The sequence below is a fragment of the Clostridium sp. TJA032 genome (assembly GCF_058310275.1).
The window spans coordinates 1-14,764 of record NZ_JBZEFB010000008.1 but is presented as its reverse complement, the minus strand read 5'-3'; the positions used below and the strand labels follow the sequence as shown (position 1 = coordinate 14,764).

The 14,764-nt window shown below is 24.2% G+C and carries 15 protein-coding genes; 11 read left to right on the top strand and 4 right to left on the bottom strand.

The window, feature by feature from the left end; all coding sequences use genetic code 11:
• From AC4FRL_RS11420 to AC4FRL_RS11385, 8 genes are all read left to right on the top strand, one after another.
• Window positions 1-516 (top strand): immunoglobulin-like domain-containing protein (locus AC4FRL_RS11420; RefSeq protein WP_491140371.1); only part of this gene is annotated, 516 nt, incomplete at its 5' end.
• Between the two features lie 236 nt (window positions 517-752).
• Window positions 753-1,517, top strand: a complete 765-nt coding sequence (locus tag AC4FRL_RS11415; protein WP_491140370.1) for a CPBP family intramembrane glutamic endopeptidase — start codon at window positions 753-755, stop codon at window positions 1,515-1,517.
• Window positions 1,518-1,751: 234 nt separating this feature from the next.
• Entirely contained in the window at window positions 1,752-3,047 is a 1,296-nt protein-coding gene (locus AC4FRL_RS11410) for a J domain-containing protein (protein WP_491140369.1), read from the top strand.
• Window positions 3,044-3,631, top strand: a complete 588-nt coding sequence (gene grpE / locus AC4FRL_RS11405; protein ID WP_491140368.1) for a nucleotide exchange factor GrpE — start codon at window positions 3,044-3,046, stop codon at window positions 3,629-3,631. The genes AC4FRL_RS11410 and grpE overlap by 4 nt, the downstream gene beginning before the upstream one ends.
• Window positions 3,631-5,358 (top strand): Hsp70 family protein, encoded by a 1,728-nt coding sequence (locus AC4FRL_RS11400; protein WP_491140367.1) that lies wholly within the window; start codon window positions 3,631-3,633, stop codon window positions 5,356-5,358. Before grpE ends, AC4FRL_RS11400 begins: the two co-directional genes overlap by 1 nt.
• Before the next feature lie 15 nt (window positions 5,359-5,373).
• On the top strand, window positions 5,374-6,039 hold the full coding sequence (locus AC4FRL_RS11395) for a tetratricopeptide repeat protein (RefSeq protein WP_491140366.1): 666 nt from the start codon (window positions 5,374-5,376) through the stop codon (window positions 6,037-6,039).
• 243 nt (window positions 6,040-6,282) lie between these two features.
• Complete coding sequence (locus AC4FRL_RS11390; protein WP_491140364.1) at window positions 6,283-7,056, top strand: tyrosine-protein phosphatase; 774 nt, start codon at window positions 6,283-6,285, stop codon at window positions 7,054-7,056.
• 236 nt (window positions 7,057-7,292) lie between these two features.
• Window positions 7,293-8,618 carry an HAD family hydrolase gene (locus AC4FRL_RS11385; protein ID WP_491140363.1) on the top strand — a complete coding sequence of 442 codons (1,326 nt, stop codon included), beginning with the start codon at window positions 7,293-7,295 and terminating at the stop codon, window positions 8,616-8,618.
• Between the two features lie 79 nt (window positions 8,619-8,697).
• On the opposite strand, the gene AC4FRL_RS11380 is transcribed toward AC4FRL_RS11385, so the two are convergent.
• Entirely contained in the window at window positions 8,698-9,129 is a 432-nt protein-coding gene (locus AC4FRL_RS11380) for a hypothetical protein (RefSeq protein WP_491140362.1), read from the bottom strand.
• Between the two features lie 129 nt (window positions 9,130-9,258).
• Window positions 9,259-9,990 (bottom strand): NAD-dependent protein deacylase, encoded by a 732-nt coding sequence (locus AC4FRL_RS11375; RefSeq protein WP_491140361.1) that lies wholly within the window; start codon window positions 9,988-9,990, stop codon window positions 9,259-9,261.
• Between the two features lie 388 nt (window positions 9,991-10,378).
• Between AC4FRL_RS11375 and AC4FRL_RS11370 the strand changes: the two genes are divergently transcribed.
• From AC4FRL_RS11370 to AC4FRL_RS11360, 3 genes are all read left to right on the top strand, one after another.
• A complete protein-coding gene (locus AC4FRL_RS11370; protein ID WP_491140360.1) occupies window positions 10,379-10,885 on the top strand; it encodes a CarD family transcriptional regulator in 507 nt (168 codons plus the stop codon).
• A gap of 161 nt (window positions 10,886-11,046) precedes the next feature.
• The gene (locus tag AC4FRL_RS11365) at window positions 11,047-12,183 is read left to right on the top strand and encodes a mechanosensitive ion channel family protein (protein WP_491140359.1); all 1,137 of its coding nucleotides are present in this window, start codon (window positions 11,047-11,049) and stop codon (window positions 12,181-12,183) included.
• Window positions 12,180-12,803 carry a copper homeostasis protein CutC gene (locus AC4FRL_RS11360; protein WP_491140358.1) on the top strand — a complete coding sequence of 208 codons (624 nt, stop codon included), beginning with the start codon at window positions 12,180-12,182 and terminating at the stop codon, window positions 12,801-12,803. The genes AC4FRL_RS11365 and AC4FRL_RS11360 overlap by 4 nt, the downstream gene beginning before the upstream one ends.
• Window positions 12,804-13,184: 381 nt before the next feature.
• On the opposite strand, the gene AC4FRL_RS11355 is transcribed toward AC4FRL_RS11360, so the two are convergent.
• Both AC4FRL_RS11355 and AC4FRL_RS11350 read right to left on the bottom strand, forming a co-directional pair.
• Window positions 13,185-13,442, bottom strand: a complete 258-nt coding sequence (locus AC4FRL_RS11355) for a hypothetical protein (RefSeq protein WP_491140357.1) — start codon at window positions 13,440-13,442, stop codon at window positions 13,185-13,187.
• Window positions 13,443-13,556: 114 nt separating this feature from the next.
• Entirely contained in the window at window positions 13,557-14,234 is a 678-nt protein-coding gene (locus AC4FRL_RS11350; RefSeq protein ID WP_491140356.1) for a uracil-DNA glycosylase, read from the bottom strand.
• Window positions 14,235-14,764: the final 530 nt, after the last annotated feature.

The window sequence follows — 14,764 nt, the reverse complement described above, 5'->3', positions numbered from 1 at the left end:
GTAACAGATAAAGATGGTGCATCAGCAACTAAGACAATAACTGTTAAGGTAAATCCAAAGCAAGAAGTAATAAATCATGTACCAGTTATAAAGGCGGAAGACAAGGTCTTAACCGTAGGACAAAGCTTCAATCCTTTAGAAGGAGTAACTGCTTATGACGAAGAAGATAAGGATATTAAGTTAACAGAAGCAAACATTATATACAATAATGTAGATATGAATAAGGCTGGAACTTATAAGGTAACTTATAAAGTAACAGATAGCAATGGAGCATCAGTAACTAAGACAATTACTGTTACTGTAGTTGATGATGAAAGTAATAATGAAAATAATAATGGAAACAATAACGAAAATAACAATGAAAGTAACAATGAAAGCAATAATGGAAACAATGATAATGCTGTAGAACAATTACCTAATACAGGGGTTGCTAATCCATTACCATTAGTAAGTTTAGCTTCAATATTAGCAGGATTAAAATTATTATTTAGAAAAAAAGATAAATCTAAAAAATAAAAAGATTTAGTAATTTAATAAAAAAGATAAGACATCATAAATTTAATTGATTTATGATGTCTTTTTTCTTTTTAAAGAAATATGTTGAATATGAATAAATTATATAAAAGTTTACAAAAAATACATTAATGTTTATAATTAACATTAAAAGACAGATTATTCCTTTGAATGATTTAAAATATAAAATAGGAGTAATTTTAAATTTATTAATCATTAAATTTAAAAAGGAGATACTTATGAAAAAATTTTTAAAAACATTAGGAGTATGCTTAGGATTTCCAATTCTTAATTTATTTGTTGTAGGATTTATTCAAGGATTATTTATTGGAGTTACTAAGAATAATATTGCTTTATTCCAAAAAAACATATTTGCCTTAACTATTTTGGGTGATATATTTACTTTAATATTAATAGCAATTATATTGATTCCTTCAAAAGATAGACTTATTAAAGAAATAAGTTTAAGAAAAATATCTTTTAAAAAATATATTTACATATTATTTTTTAGTGTAGGAATAAGTATATTATTATTAGCTTTAGCTGCTATATTAAGTCAATTAGTACCTAGTTATGCTAAGGTTTCACAAACTATGGCATTAGCAAGAGGGTCAGCAGTTGAAATTTTTGTAGCTATATTTTTAATTCCTATATATGAAGAGATAGTTTTTAGAGGATTGATTTTTGGATATTTAAGAAAAAATTATAATATAAAACTTGCAATCTCTCTTCAAGCATTAATTTTTGCAGTTATGCATTTAAACTTAGTTCAAGGAATATATACCTTTATTTTAGGAATTTTATTAGCTTTTATTTACATGTATTCTAATTCAATTTTTGGAAATATAACAGTCCATATAATTTTTAATTTATTAGGAATGTTAGTACTTCCTTTAGTCATTAGTAAATATCCATTTATGCTTATAGCTTTACTTATATTAGGAATTATTTTTGTAGTATTTACTTCTATAAAGTTTTCAAAAAGTACAGCTACTAGTTTTTAATTAAAATTTTATAAAATATAAAAATAGGATTAAAAGTAATAAACTAAGAATTTTTAGTATTTTACTTTTAATCCTATTTTATTTTATATAGATATTTTTATAGATTTACTACTTTAAATAAAATATTAAGTTTACTTTTATAAAGAATTTTATTTTAAGAGATGAATATTATTAGTTTTACTGAAATAAAGTTATGGTATAGAGATTATTGTTTATTATTTTTAGGAGGAGTATATGATAGATTATTTTAAAGAATTAAATATTCAAATAGATGCCTCTGATAATGAAATTAAAAAAGCATATTTTGCTATGACTAAAAAATATCCACCTGAAAAATCTCCTAAGGAATATAGATTTATAAGGGATGCCTATGAAATTTTAATAGATAAAGCTAAGAAAGAAGAATATATTTTAGATAACTTTGATAGTGAAGGAAAGAGGATATTAGATCAAGCTTTAGATGCTTTAAAAAATGAAGATTATAATTTAGCTATTTTAAATTTTCAAGAGGTTTTAAAAAATTATCCTAATCATTCAAGAATAAAAAGAGATTTAGCTTTAGCTTTAATGAAGGTTAAAAATTATAAAAGGTCTGCTAAGTTAATAAAAGAACTTATTATAGCTGAACCAAATAATATAGACTATTATAAATTTTTAATAAAGCTTTATGAGGAAAGCGAGGATTATGAAGGCTTAGAAAATGTATTAAAAAAGAGCTTGAATTTAAAAAATGCAGAGGTAGATTTTTATATTAAATTATTTAATATTTATAACAGTTATGAAAAAAAGGATTATAAAAATGCCCTTAAAGTTCTTAGAAAAGGGATAGAAAATGAAAATATAAATTCTAAAAAATATAAGATATATATTAAATTTTTAGATGTAGCAGACAGGTTAAATTTAAAAAGTGATTTTGAAAAAGTTTGTAGAGCTTTAAGTGAATATAGTTTAAAGGAAGATTATGAGGAAATAAAGGAAGATATTTTTTCTTTATTAGATAGATTTTTAAAAGAATTTCATTTTAAAAATGGTTCTAAGCTTACAGCAACAGCTTTAGTTTTAATAGATGAAAAAAAGGATAAGAAAACTTTAAGCAAAATAATGTATTTTAGAAGAAGTTTTTTAGAACTTTCTAGGTTATATGAGGATAAAGAAATAGATAGAAATTATAAAAAGATTATATTTTATAATGGGGTAAACAAATTTTTAAAAGGTGATGTTAATTTTAATAAGGATGTTGAGAATATAAACTTAATATTTTTTGAAAATTTTAGCTTTGAAAATCATGAATTAATAAATTCAATAGGAAAGTTAAAGAAGGATTATAGAAATGTTTATTTAGAAACTAAGGAAATAAATGAAAAAATTTTAAGTAGGTATAGCAAGATAAAAAGAATAAATAGAAATAAGGAAGAGGATAAAAGAGTAAAGGATACTTTTATTAATAATGAAAATAATAGTCCCTCTAAAGGTTTATTTAAGAATTTAAAAGATAATTTGAGAGATAAAATAAGGGGGGGATTTAGGTGAATTATGAGAAAGTTTTAAGGGATATATGTAAAGAAAAAGAGTATAAAGAAATTTATTTTGAAGATAAAGATATTAAGGACTTAAAAAGTTCAATAAAAAAAATAGCAATACAAAATGAAAGTATAAATCAAGAGTATTTTGAGGAGTTTTTTAAGTTTAGAAAAGAGATTAATGAGATTAAGGAAGAAATTAATAAAAAAAAAGAAGAAGATATTAGATATAAAAGACTTAATAGAGAGTTAGAACTAAGAGAAAAGAAACTTGTTAAAGGGTTAATTTCTATAGTTGATAATATAAAGTATATAAAAGATTTTAGTGAAAAATCTAAGGACGAAAATTTAAAAAAAGCTATGAGTAATTTATTAAACACAATAAAAAAGAATTTAATAAATTTAGATATGATTCTTATTGATGAAAAAGAAAATATATTTGATGAAAACTTACATGAATGTGTTAGCACTATTTGGAATAAGGAAAAAGAAGATTTTGAAATAAACGAGGTTTTAAAATTTGGATACATATACAAGGGAAGAATTGAGCGAGTGGCTCAGGTAGTAGTAGTTAAAAATAAGGAGGAAATTTAATGGGAAAAATAATAGGTATTGATTTAGGTACAACAACTTCAGAAATTGCTTATGTTAAAGATGGAAAGCCTTGTATAATAAGAAATATTGAAGAGGGAGATGAACATGCTATACCTTCTGTAGTCTCTATAGAAGGAGATGATATAAGAGTTGGAAAAAAAGCTAAAAATCAAATTTTATTAAAACCTGAATTAACTGTTTCAGAAGTTAAAAGAATTATGGGAACAAATAATATTATTAATATTCAGGGTAAAGAGTATAGACCAGAGGAAATTTCAGCGCTTATATTAAAAAGATTAAAGGAGATTGCTGAGTATTTTTTAGGAGAAGAAGTTGAAGAAGCAGTAATAACTGTTCCTGCTAATTTTAACGATATACAAAGAAAAGCTACAAAAAGTGCAGGAGAACTAGCAGGTTTTAAGGTTGAGAGAATAATAAATGAGCCAACAGCTGCTGCTATGGCCTATGGCTTAGATAACTTAGATAAAAATGGTAATATATTAGTTTATGATTTTGGTGGAGGTACCTTTGATGTTACTATATTAGAGATGTTTAATGGAGTTTTAGATGTAAAGGTTAGTAGAGGAAATAATTATTTAGGTGGAAAAGATATTGATGATAAATTAATAGACTATGTAGTTAAAGAGTTTAATAAGTCTACAGGAGTAAAACTAAACTTAGAAGATAGTAGAATTTTAGCAAGACTTAAAGAGGGGGTAGAGGAGGCTAAAAAGACTTTATCTACATCTAAGATGGCAGAAATTGTTTTACCTTATATAAGTGCAGATAAGGATAATAATCCTATAAACTTAGAAATGGTTTTAACAAGAGAAGAATTTGAAGAAAATATAAAAGATATAATAGATTCTACTTATGATATAGTTTCAGAGGCTTTAAGTGATGCAAATCTTACAGAGGATAGTATAGACATTGTTCTTTTAGTTGGTGGTTCTAGTAGAATACCTTATGTAAGAAATATGTTAGATAAAAATTTTAATGGAAAGATTGCAAAGGGAGTAAATCCAGATGAGGCTGTTGCTTTAGGTGCTTCAGTACAAGCTGCTATTAAAAATGATATTCCCCTTGGAGATTCATCTAGTGTAATAATAGTTACTGATACTTGTAATTATACCCTAGGAGTAGAGTTAAAGGGAGGGATATTTGATCCGATAATTGATAGAGATTCTAAATTACCTGCAATTGTTACAAAGAGATACTGCACAGTTATGGATAATCAAACAGAAGTTTTAGTAAGTGTTTATGAAGGAGAGAGCAGATATACAAGTGATAATACCTTAATAGATGAATTTATATTAGCAGGAATTCCTAAAGCTAGTACAGGAAAAGAAAAAATAGATATTACATTTACTTATGATTTAAATGGAATATTAAATGTTTCAGCAGAGATTCTTTCTACAGGAGAAGAAATTTCAAAAATTATGTCTACTAAATTTAAGGAAGATAGAAATAAGGAGGAAGCTAAGGAGGTAGTTTTAAAGAATGAAAATAAAAGTTTAATATCTTGGAAAAATGATAATTTATTTAAATTAGTAGAGCCTAATTTTAAATTAGCAGAAAAGAAAATTCCTATGCTTCCAAGTGCAGAAAGAGAAAAACTTGAGGAAATAATGGGTAACATGAAAAATGCAATAGAGGATAAGGATAAGAGAGCACTTATGAAATTAGATGAGGAACTTACAGACTTTCTTTTTGACTTTGTAAATTAAATTTATAGGTGTCATATGAATTTAAATTTAGATTATATATATGATTATGTCCTTAATTTAGTATTAAGTAAGAATTTAAAAGAAGCTGAAAACTTTTTAGAAAATATTTATTTTAAGAAAATAAGAAATATAGATTTTCTAAACATACTAGGCATAATAAAATATATGTATTGTGATTTTAAAGGAGCTAAATATTACTTTGAAGAAAGTGTAACTATGGAGATTAATAATAAAGCTATTAGTTTTTTAGATTATATGGAAAGTGAAGAATTTAAACTTTTAGAGAGTAAATTTAAAGAAGGAGTAAACTTAATAAGAGATAAGGAATATAATAAATCTATTAAGCTTTTAGAGGAAGTTTATAAATTAAAAGGTGATTTAATTGAGGTAAGAATTCTTTTAGCTTTGTTATATGGTAAAATGGGAGAAATAGATAAGGCTAGTAAATTTATAGAAGAAGCTTTCTTTATGGATAATTCTAATTTTAAAATTAAAGAAATTTATGAAAGTCTTAAGGAAGAAGAAAAGGAAAAAGAATTTGAATTAAGTTTTTCTGAAAATATATTAAATTTAATATTGATTTTAAATTATAGGATAAATTTTTTTTATGAAGAAGAATTAAGAAATAGAAGTGATACAATAGAACTTTTATGTGAGAAATTGAAAAGTTTTGAAAAATAAATTGAAAAATAAAAGCTATATTTTTTATGCTAAAAAAATAGTATGAAGGCATAAAATTATATAGCTTTTATTATTTTTTTGTTATTAAATTGTTATTATAATCTAATGTTATTTAACAGTAAAATATGGTAAAATATTCATATAAAATTTTTGATTGAAAAAAGATTTTTATTGTTTTATATATTTAAATTCTACTTTAAGAGAGTTATTAAATTCTTTTAGAGATTGTTTAAGGAGGAAGATATGATAGATATACATTCACATATAATACCTAATATAGATGATGGTTCAAAAAGTATTGAGATGTCTTTAGAGATGTTAAAAAAAGCAGAGGAATCTGGCACAACAAAAATAATAGCAACTCCTCATTTTTTTAAAGGATACTGGACTGAGAGTTATAAAGATTTAAAAGATAAAGTAAATGAATTAAATAAATTAGCTAGGGATAATAAATTAAAGATTGAAATTTATCAAGGGCAAGAGATATTTTTTAATAATTATATTCTAGAAGATTATGATTTAGGAGACATAGGGACTTTAGCTAAGTCAAAATATATGTTAATAGAATTTCCTATGGATAAAATAAATTTTCAAAAAGCAATAAATGAATTATATGAGTTGAAAATAAGAGGGATAGTTCCTGTAATTGCCCATGTAGAAAGATATTCTGATTTTATAAATAACCATGAACTTATAAATCAATTTATTGAAGAAGGATATTTATTTCAATTAAATGGAGGAAGTTTAACTGGCTTTTTTGGTAGAGATGTTAAAAAAACTGCAGAATTATTTTTAAAGCACAACATATATAGTTTTATTGGTTCTGATGCTCATACTAGCGGAGGAAGAAATACAGATTTAAGGGAAGCTTGTGAAGCAGCAGAAAGCTTAGTTCCTGGAATAAGCAAAAAGTTTGAAGAAAATGCGCTTTCCTTAATAAATAATAAAGATGTTGTATTTAGTGGAGAAAAAATTAAAAAGAAGAAAAAAGGGTTATTTTCCTTTTTAAAAAGATAGTTTTTATAAGGTTTATACTAATTATTTAATTTAATTTTTAGTATAAACCTGTTTTTATTAGAAAATATATGGATAAAATATTAAAAAATTCAATAAAAATTCAAAAAATACTTTATATTTACAAAATATTTGGTATAATAATCATGAGAGTTTGTAAACGTTTAAGGTACCTAAAAATAATAGATTCTCATTAAAAGTTAAAAATAAAAGAGAATAGAGTTTTTAGGAGGGGTATTATGAAAAATGTAAAAAAGATAATTTTATCTTCTATTTTATCATCTGTAGTTGCATTCTCATTTGTTTCTTGTGGAAATAATAACACAAATAATGATAGTGCTAGTGATTCAAAGGTTAATGTTGAAGAAAAGAAAGATGAAAAAGATAATTATGGACTAGAGGAGTTAAATTGGTATAGTAATAACTATAGTGCTTTAGAAAAGGTAATAAAAGAATATGGCAAAGATAGTAAGGGATATAATGATAAGGAAAAGCCTTATGCAGTGTTTGATTGGGATAACACAACAATAATGAATGATGTTGAAGAGGCTTTACTTGCCTATCAATTAACAAATTTAGAATTTAAAATGACTCCAGAGGAGTTAGAAGAGGTTATAAAGACAAATATACCAAAAGATAACTTTTCAGATAAGTGTAATAATAAAGAGGGGAAACCTGTGAATATAGATAGTATATCAGAAGATATTATAAAGGATTATAGATATTTATATGATAATTATAAAGGGTTTAAGGGAGATAAATCCTTAGAAGAAATTCAAAAAGATGAGCAATATATGGATTTTAAAGCAAAGCTTAGATATTTATATAGTGCTATAGGAGAGTCTTTTAGTTCAGATGTTAGTTATCCTTGGGTTACATATCTTTTTAAAGGTATGACTTCTGATGAGGTAGCTAAGCTTACTGAAAAATCTAATGATTATTGGCTAAAAGAAAAACTAGGGGTTGAAACTTGGACAAGTAGTGAAAATATGCCAGGAAAGGCAGGGGTTGTTTCAGTTACTTTTGATACAGGTTTAAGAACTATAAAAGAGCAACAAAATCTATATAAAACTTTAATGAAAAATGGAATAGATGTTTACATATGTTCAGCATCTTATATTGATGTAGTTAAAGAGTTTGCTACTAATCCTAAATATGGTTATGAACTTCCAAAGGAAAATATATATGCTATGGAACTTCTAAAAACAGATGATGGAAGAATTAAGGCAGAGTTAAATCCTGATTATTTTCAAACTCAAGGTAAAGGAAAAACAGAAACTATAAATAAATTTTTAGTTCCAGTTCATAAAAAAGGTCCTGTAATTGCTGGAGGAGATAGTAATGGAGATTATTATATGCTATCAGACTTTGAAGATACAAAGGTTAGTTTAATAATAAATAGATGTAAGGGTGGAAAAATAGGAGAACTTTGTGATAAGGCTATTGATACAATGGGACAGAAGGATGAAAGATATTTTTTACAAGGTAGAAATAATAACACAGGGGAGTTTATTCCAAGTGAAAAAACAATTTTATTAGGAGAAAGTAGTGAAACACTAAAATAAATTTAAAATAATAAAACACTAGCTTTAAGCTAGTGTTTTATTATTTTAAATTTATTAAGTTGAATTAAGTAGAGAAATTTTAAATATTATTATCCTCCATAAGCATAGAAAACTGACTTTTTTTTATCCAGCCATTACAGTTTATTTTTGATTCTGTATTTAATAAGGAGTAATAAAAAATTTCTTTATTTATTTCAGCTTCATCTAGTATTTTTACCTGATGCTTACCTTTAGTCTTTGCAATTACTATAGATTCTTCTGAAGGAGATAGAAAAATAGCAGTATTAGGTAATACTATTCCATATTTAAATTCAGGTGTATTAAAATTTATTATTAAAGTTTTTTTTTGATTTTTATTATTTTTATAAGCAGTATCTTTATACTTTGAAAGTTGATTTGTTAATGTTAGTATTTGTCTTTTATATTCTGTAATTTTTATATTGCATTGATAATAAATAAATATTATAGATGCCATAGCAAGTATTATTATAAATATACAAAAGTAAATCAATTAATGATACTCCTTAAGAATTAGTGTTTAATATAATATATTGCTTAAAGTAAAAATTAATTACATAATTTTTTAGAGCTTATACTTATAAAGAGCTATTAAAATATAAATAAATATTAGCCCTTTCTTTTATTCAACAACCTTTTTTAATACTTTACCAATTGAATCATTTATAACTAAGTTAGCCTTAGAGTCAGCAGAGGTTGAACTTTTATTTATTAAAACTAAATTCTTTCCTCTAAAATAGTTTATAAGTCCTGCAGCAGGATAAACAATAAGAGATGTTCCTCCTATTATAAGAGTATCTGCCTTTGAAATAGCATCAATAGAACCTCTAATAATATTGTCATCTAAGGGTTCTTCATATAAAACTACATCAGGTTTAACTATACCTCCACATTTAATACACTTTGGTACTCCTTCAGATTTAAGAATGAATTGTTCATCATAAAAAGCATTACAATCTACACAATAGTTTCTAAGAACAGAGCCATGAAGTTCAAAAACATTTTTACTTCCTGCTTTTTGGTGAAGTCCATCTATATTTTGAGTTACTATTGCTTTTAGTTTTCCCCTTTCTTCAAGTTTTGCTAAAGCAATATGGGCATCATTAGGTTTTGCATTAGGGTAAATAAGTTTATCTTTATAAAATTTAAAAAATTCTTCTGGATATTTTTCAAAAAAGCTATGAGAAACAACTTCTTCAGGAGTAAAATTTATATTAAGTTTTTCATTAAATAAGCCTTTAGCACTTCTAAAATCAGGAATACCACTTTCTGTAGAAACTCCTGCACCACCAAAAAATACTATATTCTCACTATTTTCTATTATTTCTTTTAGTTTATTTATTTTATAATCCATAAAATCATCTCCAAAAATTTGTATATATTTTAATTATAAAACTATTGTTTTTAATATGCCAAGAGTAATGAAATTAAGCTTTATAATTAATTTCGATTATTAATATAGGTAAATCTTAAATATAAGATGTATTATAGTGAAAATATGAATAGATATATTTATTAATTTTATAAAAAATTTAAAAATAAAATATTTACATACATTAAATATTTTTAATGTGGTAAAATATAAATATGCAGCGTGTAGTTTTAATGACGTAATTCCAGTTGTTAAGACTACTTTTTTTTATTTTAGAAAAGTATAAGACTAACTACTTGAGTTAAAAGGTGAAAAAAGTCTTTAAATCTTACATAAGACAAAATTTTAATTTAAGGAAGGTGAAATTTTATTGTTTAAAATTAATGATTATATAATGTATGGAACAGTTGGCGTTTGTCAGGTTATAGATATTACTAAAGAAAATCTTATGAATAATACTGAAAAGGAATACTATGTTTTAAGCCCCGTTTATTCTAAGTATCCCAAAAAAACAGTAATTAAAATTCCTGTTGATAATAAGAAGATTTCTATGAGAACTCTTTTATCTAAAGAGGATGTAGAATCTATTATAAATAATATTCCGGATACAGAAACTTTATGGATAGATAATGATAGACAAAGAAATGATGAGTTTAAAACAATGCTTAGAAGTGGAAACTGTGATGATTTAATTGTTTTAATAAGGAGCATATATTTAGATAAAAAGAAAAGAAAATTAGATGGAAAAAAAGCTTGTAAGGGTGATGATGAAATTATGCAAGTTGCTGAAAAGCTGATAAATGAAGAATTTGCAGTAATTTTAAATATTAAGCCAGAAGAGGTTAAATCTTATATAAAAGCACATACTCCACAGTAAAAATAAGTTCAAGGAAGTTAGCACATACTTTTATAAAATAGTATAAAGGTGGGAATTAATAGACCTATATAAAATTAAAAATTTTATATAGGTCTATTTCTATTTAAAAATAAATTAAAGCTTTAAGGAAAAAATAAAAGCAGAATAGTGAGGTGATTATCATGAAAGAGATAGAAAGAATTTTAGGGAGAGTTACAATTATAAACTTTAAAGAGATAATAACTATAGCTTTGATTTTAATAATAGTACTTGTAATAAATAAAATCTTAATAAAAAACTTATTTAAAATATTTATTAAAGGAGCAAAAAAAACTAGAAATTATTTAGATAATACAATAGTTAAGGCTTTAGAAAATCCATTGAAATTAATGGTTATTTTTGGTGGGATTTATGCAATTTTTAAAGTTATGAATTTAGATTCTTTAGGAATAAAATTTCTATATACTCCTAAAATTTTAAGAGTGGGTTTAATAATTTCTTTTATGTATTTTATATACAATTTAACTCTAGAAAATTCTCTTCTTTATTCTAAACTTCATAAAAATCAAGGGGGCAATACTATAGTTTTTCCCTTTATTTCTATAGTTATTAGACTTCTAATTCTTTTAATTGGAATAATTATAATAGCTAATGAATTTGGATTTACAGGCTTTATAGCAGGTTTAGGAGTTAGTGGAGTTGCCTTTGCATTAGCTGCTCAAGATACTTGCTCTAATCTTTTTGGAGGCATGGTAATTATGTTAGATAAACCCTTTGCAATTGGTGATTGGATACAGGCTGGAGAAGTTGAAGGAATTGTAGAGGAAATAAGTTTTAGAAGTACAAGAATAAGAACATTTTCTATGGCAATTGCAACTGTTCCAAATTCAAAACTTGCAAATAGCAATATAATAAATTGGACTCAAAGAAATTTAAGAAGAATTCATTTTAAATTTATAATGGATTATAAAACAGAAATAGAAAGTATAAAAAATTCTGTTAATAAAATAGAAGATATGCTAAAAAAACATGATAAAATAGATAAAAATTTAATAATAGTAAGTTTTAATGAACTTTCAACTTATGGTTTTGGTATATTTATATATTTTTACACAGAGGAGTTAGATTATTTAAAATATGAAAAACTTAAGGAGGAAGTTAACATAAAAATATTAGAAATATTAAGAGAAGAAAAAGTTGATTTAATGTTTTTAAATTTTGACTTTAAAGGCTTTGAGAGAAGAGGGGGAAATATAAACATAGAAAATACAGAATTAGAATCAATAAGAAACATTACTGAGGAGGAGAGAGGATTATGAATATTAAATTAGAAGCTTGTGTTGGAAATTATAAAGAGGGGAAGAAAGCTTTTGAATTAGGAGCAGATAGAATAGAGCTTTGTGATAATTTATTAGAGGGAGGAACTACTCCAAGCTATGGTACTATACTTCAATGTAAAGAAGATATAGATATAGATATAAATGTTATTATTAGACCAAGAGGAGGAAACTTTGTATATAGTAAAGAAGAGTTAGATATTATGAAAAATGATATATTACTTTGCAAAAAGTTAGGAGTGTCTGGTGTTGTTTTTGGCTTTTTAAAAGAAGATAACACATTAGACTTTGAGTTAACTAAGGAGTTTGTTGAATTTGCTAGTCCTTTAAGTGTAACTTTCCACATGGCTTTTGATGAAATAGAGGATAAGTTTAAAGCTTTAGATAATCTTATAAGTATAGGAGTAGATAGAGTTTTAACAAAGGGTGGAGAAGGAAACGCTTATAAAAATAAAGATATTTTAAAGGACTTAGTTAGGTATTCTAAGGATAAAATAATAATACTAATTGGAGGAGGAGTAACTAAAGAAAATTATAATGAATTACAATTATATACTGGAGCTAAAGAACTTCATGGCACTAAAATAGTAGGATTACTATAAAAGGAATAAAATGTTAAAAAATAACTTAATAAATAGTAATAAATAACTCTTTACAAAGTAAAAAACATGGTATAATATTATAAATATAACAATTATTCTTTGCTTTTAAAATAAAGAAGTTAAAGAATATATCTTAGTTTTAAAATTGATTTAAAAATTTATATTTAAGTTTATTTAAGACTTATAGAAAAAATATAGTGCTAATTCCCCCCTACTATGCTCTATAAGTCTTTTAATAAAGAAAAAGAAGTAGAAAAAAACTACTTCTTTTTTTTATTTACTACCTTATGCTTATTAAAATTAAATTAAAGAAAGAATAAATAAAACTTCTTTATAAATTTATAAAGAAGTTTTATTTATGTAATTTCTTAACTAAAATATCTAGTCGAATAATTCTTCTTTTTTCTTTACAACAATTAAAGTCTTAACAAAGGTTGTTTCAGAATAATTCTTCATAAATAAATTATTTATATAATCCTTTTTTAATATATTATTATTTACAATAGGTTTTTTTTCTATTTTAGTACTTTCATTTAAAGTTTTTATTTCATCCATAGATAAGAATGAAAAATCTTTTTTTGCTTTAAGATTTATAGGAACAAGGTTGAAATCTTCTTCAAAATTTATAATATTACTCATTGAATTACCCCTTTATATTAATATCTTCTATTAAGAGTATATTAATATGTTCCTTAAAAGTTTCCTGTATAAAAGAAAATTACTTTAATATATGCCATGTTATTTTTATGATTTTTATATATTAGGAATTTGCCAGTCTATAGGTTCTTTTCCTATTGATAATAAAAATTCGTTAGTTTTTGAGAAAGGTTTAGAACCAAAAAATCCTCTAGTTGCAGAAAGAGGGCTTGGATGAACAGATTTTATTATTTTATGAAAATCTTTATTTATTAAATTTTCTTTTGATATAGCATTTCTTCCCCAAAGTATAAATATTACAGGTTCCTTTCTTTCATTTAATAATTTTATTATTTTATCAGTGAATATTTCCCAACCCTTTCCTTTGTGAGAGTTCGCTTGCCCTTCTCTAACAGTTAATACAGTATTTAATAAAAGAACACCTTGTTTAGCCCAAGATTCTAAGAAACCGTTATTTGGAATATAACAACCTAAGTCATCCTTTAATTCTTTAAACATATTTCTTAAAGAAGGTGGAGTTTTAACCCCTGGTTTAACAGAAAAGCTAAATCCGTGAGCTTGATTAGGACCATGATAAGGATCTTGCCCTAAAATAACAACTTTTACATCATTATATGGTGTAAATTTTAATGCATTAAATATGTCGTACATATTAGGATATATTGTTTTTGTTTTATATTCATTTATAAGAAAGTTTCTAAGTTTTAGATAATACTCTTTAGAAAATTCATCTTTTAATAGTTCATCCCAATCATTATTAAATTTAGCAGCCATTTAAAAATCTCCTTAAATAAAAATATTTTTATCAAAAGTATATTTAAATTTTATACTTATTAATTTTCCATAACAAGTAATAATCAAATAAGATTTATTATATTTTTATATTTATCACCTTAAAGAAGATAGAAAAATATTATTTTGGGGAGCCTATTAGTTTAATTTAATAAATTAATTTACATAAATATGTTTAATTGGAATATTAATAAATATAAATATAAAGCAACTTATCCAAGTGTATCTTTATACAAAAATATTAGTATTTTTATGAAAAATTGATTATTTTTAAAATACTTTTAAAAAATAAAGAAATTTTATAATAGAACTTATTTTTTTACATGGTAAGATAAATCTCGTCGCTAAGAGATGCGGAAACAACTTAACAAAACAAATTAAAAGTTTTGAAAAAAGTTGTTGACAAAGTTTCAAAGTGATGTTAAACTAAGAAAGTCGCTTGAGGGCGACGAAGAAATGGTCTTTGAAAATTAAACAGAAGATATTAACATAAACCAGCAATTCTTTTATAA

Excerpts from the sequence above, each read along its gene's own strand:
- AC4FRL_RS11415 (WP_491140370.1), top strand. The coding sequence starts at position 753 with ATGAAAAAATTTTTAAAAACATTAGGAGTATGCTTAGGATTTCCAATT.
- AC4FRL_RS11410 (WP_491140369.1), top strand. The coding sequence starts at position 1,752 with ATGATAGATTATTTTAAAGAATTAAATATTCAAATAGATGCCTCTGAT.
- AC4FRL_RS11400 (WP_491140367.1), top strand. The coding sequence starts at position 3,631 with ATGGGAAAAATAATAGGTATTGATTTAGGTACAACAACTTCAGAAATT.
- AC4FRL_RS11395 (WP_491140366.1), top strand. The coding sequence starts at position 5,374 with ATGAATTTAAATTTAGATTATATATATGATTATGTCCTTAATTTAGTA.
- AC4FRL_RS11390 (WP_491140364.1), top strand. The coding sequence starts at position 6,283 with ATGATAGATATACATTCACATATAATACCTAATATAGATGATGGTTCA.
- AC4FRL_RS11385 (WP_491140363.1), top strand. The coding sequence starts at position 7,293 with ATGAAAAATGTAAAAAAGATAATTTTATCTTCTATTTTATCATCTGTA.
- AC4FRL_RS11375 (WP_491140361.1), bottom strand. The coding sequence starts at position 9,990 with ATGGATTATAAAATAAATAAACTAAAAGAAATAATAGAAAATAGTGAG.
- AC4FRL_RS11365 (WP_491140359.1), top strand. The coding sequence starts at position 11,047 with ATGAAAGAGATAGAAAGAATTTTAGGGAGAGTTACAATTATAAACTTT.
- AC4FRL_RS11360 (WP_491140358.1), top strand. The coding sequence starts at position 12,180 with ATGAATATTAAATTAGAAGCTTGTGTTGGAAATTATAAAGAGGGGAAG.
- AC4FRL_RS11355 (WP_491140357.1), bottom strand. The coding sequence starts at position 13,442 with ATGAGTAATATTATAAATTTTGAAGAAGATTTCAACCTTGTTCCTATA.
- AC4FRL_RS11350 (WP_491140356.1), bottom strand. The coding sequence starts at position 14,234 with ATGGCTGCTAAATTTAATAATGATTGGGATGAACTATTAAAAGATGAA.